The following is a 2,122-nucleotide window of genomic DNA, read 5'->3' on the forward strand; positions in this document are numbered from 1 at the left end:
ATTCTCTTGTTATTGAGTATTGGAATAGAGAAAAACAAGGCTAGAGCGCAACTCATTGCCATGAGTCATAATCTTAAAACTGGGGTGGATATTTTTAAAGCAATGCGGCGGTTAAAAGGGTTAAGGGATTATTGCGTTCAATGAGTAGAGGAAGGTAAAAAATAGAGAAAAATGTTTTTAGGCGTAAATAAACTTTATTGTCATAATTCTGTCATATTCATTGATTAAACTTTGCCCATAATTTAATAAAAACGGAGAAAAAACACATGATAAATAATTATAAATTAGTAGCAACACTTGCTTCTACAGCTATTATGACTTTATCTATTTCATCTTATGGTGCATTAGCCTCTAGAAGTCACATTGATATAGTTGGGTCGTCAACGGTTTATCCCTTTGCAACAGTAGTTGCTGAAACTTATGGGAAAAACACAGGCTCTAAAACACCAAAAATTGAATCTACTGGTTCTGGTGGTGGTATGAAGTTGTTTTGTGCTGGGAATGGTATTGCTACGCCAGATATTACCAATGCTTCTCGTAGAATGAAAAGTAGTGAGTATAAAAAATGTCAGAAAAATGGCGTTAAGGATATTGTTGAAGTTAAGATTGGATTTGATGGTATTGCTGTTGCTAATTCTAAGAAAAGCCCAGTTTTTAACTTGACTCGTAAAGAATTATTCCTAGCACTGGCTAAGCAAATTCCAGCGTTAAAAACAGGCGAATTAGTTGATAATCCATATACAAAATGGAGCGATATTAACGCAAAGTTACCTAATGCAAAAATTGAGGTATTGGGACCACCACCAACCTCTGGAACACGCGATGCATTTGTAGAATTAGCACTACAGGGAGGGTGTTTTACCTATAGCTGGATTAAGCAAATCAAAAAAGATTCAAAAGCTGCTAAAAAATCTGGCAACAAATCCCTTGCTTCTCAGTTAAAGAAAAAGTATAAAAGTATTTGCCATTCAATTCGTGAAGATGGCGCCTACATTGAAGCGGGAGAAAACGACAACCTTATCGTTGAAAAATTAAGGGCAAATCCTAACGCATTAGGCGTTTTTGGGTATAGTTTTTTAGATCAAAATAGCGATGTGGTTCAGGGTGCTATTATTGATGGTGTTAAAATTGATTTTGAAGCAATCGCCAATGGCTCATATCCAATTTCAAGACCTTTGTATTTCTATGTTAAGAAGAGTCATATTGGGAAGATACCAGGCATTAAGGCATTTATTGCTGAATTTACCAGTGAATATGCCTGGGGCGAGGACGGATATTTGACTGATAAGGGGCTAATCCCGCTATCTGATAGCGAACGCCAAAATATGAGTCATTCGGCCAATAATCTAATATCACTTAAGATGTAGGCGCTATATTGCGTTGAATCTAGCGACTGAATTAAGTTAGTCGCCACTTAAAAAGGCTAAAACGAATTCGTTTTAGCCTTTTTTATAGGTATGTCTGAATGGAAGTGTTGCACTTATGGGTTGAATTCTCCAAATTAGGATTAAGCTGGATAAGTGCTAGATCTAAACATCCAAAACAAGACAAAGAAGCGCAAGAGCTATATAAAAAACTTCAAACAAAAGGCAATAGAAGTCTTACCTGCGGACACAGACTTAAATAAAGTCGATGTTTGGTTTCAAGATGAAACTAGGATTGGGCAACAAGGTTCTGTTACCAGAATATGGGCAGAAAAAGGCACTAGACCTAGGGCAGTTCGTCAGCAGCAATTTGAATACGGATATATTTTTGGTGTTGTGTGTCCAGCTAAAGATAAAGCACTAGGGCTAATGCTACCTGTTGCTAATACTGCAGGCATGATAGAACATTTAAGATTAATATCTCAAGCCACAGCAAAAGATAGACGGGCTTTAGTGATTGTAGATAGGGCAGGATGGCATATGACGAAAGCAATTCGTTGTTTTAGCAATGTTACATTATTACCATTACCGCCTTATTCTCCAGAACTGAATCCAGTGGAGCAACTATGGCAACAGATTAAACAAAGATTTTTGTCTAATACTACATTCCAAAATTATGATGATATTGTTGAAAGATCTTGCCAGGCTTGGAATGAAATACTAAGTGAGGATGGTTTTATTGAAAACTTGTGTAGTAG

The 2,122-nt window shown here is 36.6% G+C and carries 3 protein-coding genes; all 3 read left to right on the forward strand.

The window, feature by feature from the left end; all coding sequences use genetic code 11:
* The first annotated feature begins 266 nt into the window (after positions 1-266).
* Positions 267-1,367, forward strand: coding sequence for a PstS family phosphate ABC transporter substrate-binding protein (locus tag BHECKSOX2_RS05240; RefSeq protein WP_139682757.1), 1,101 nt, complete (start codon positions 267-269; stop codon positions 1,365-1,367).
* Positions 1,368-1,465: 98 nt separating this feature from the next.
* Entirely contained in the window at positions 1,466-1,627 is a 162-nt protein-coding gene (locus BHECKSOX2_RS10590; RefSeq protein ID WP_139682758.1) for a winged helix-turn-helix domain-containing protein, read from the forward strand.
* The coding region (locus BHECKSOX2_RS05245) for an IS630 family transposase (RefSeq protein ID WP_425356608.1) at positions 1,593-2,122 on the forward strand (530 nt) is incomplete at its 3' end. The genes BHECKSOX2_RS10590 and BHECKSOX2_RS05245, both read left to right, overlap by 35 nt.

The organism is thiotrophic endosymbiont of Bathymodiolus puteoserpentis (Logatchev), from assembly GCF_900127505.1.
Lineage (GTDB): Bacteria > Pseudomonadota > Gammaproteobacteria > PS1 > Pseudothioglobaceae > Thiodubiliella.

Bases quoted from the DNA above. Each gene is read 5' to 3' on its own strand.
- BHECKSOX2_RS05240 (WP_139682757.1), top strand. From the start codon at position 267: ATGATAAATAATTATAAATTAGTAGCAACACTTGCTTCTACAGCTATT.
- BHECKSOX2_RS10590 (WP_139682758.1), top strand. From the start codon at position 1,466: ATGGAAGTGTTGCACTTATGGGTTGAATTCTCCAAATTAGGATTAAGC.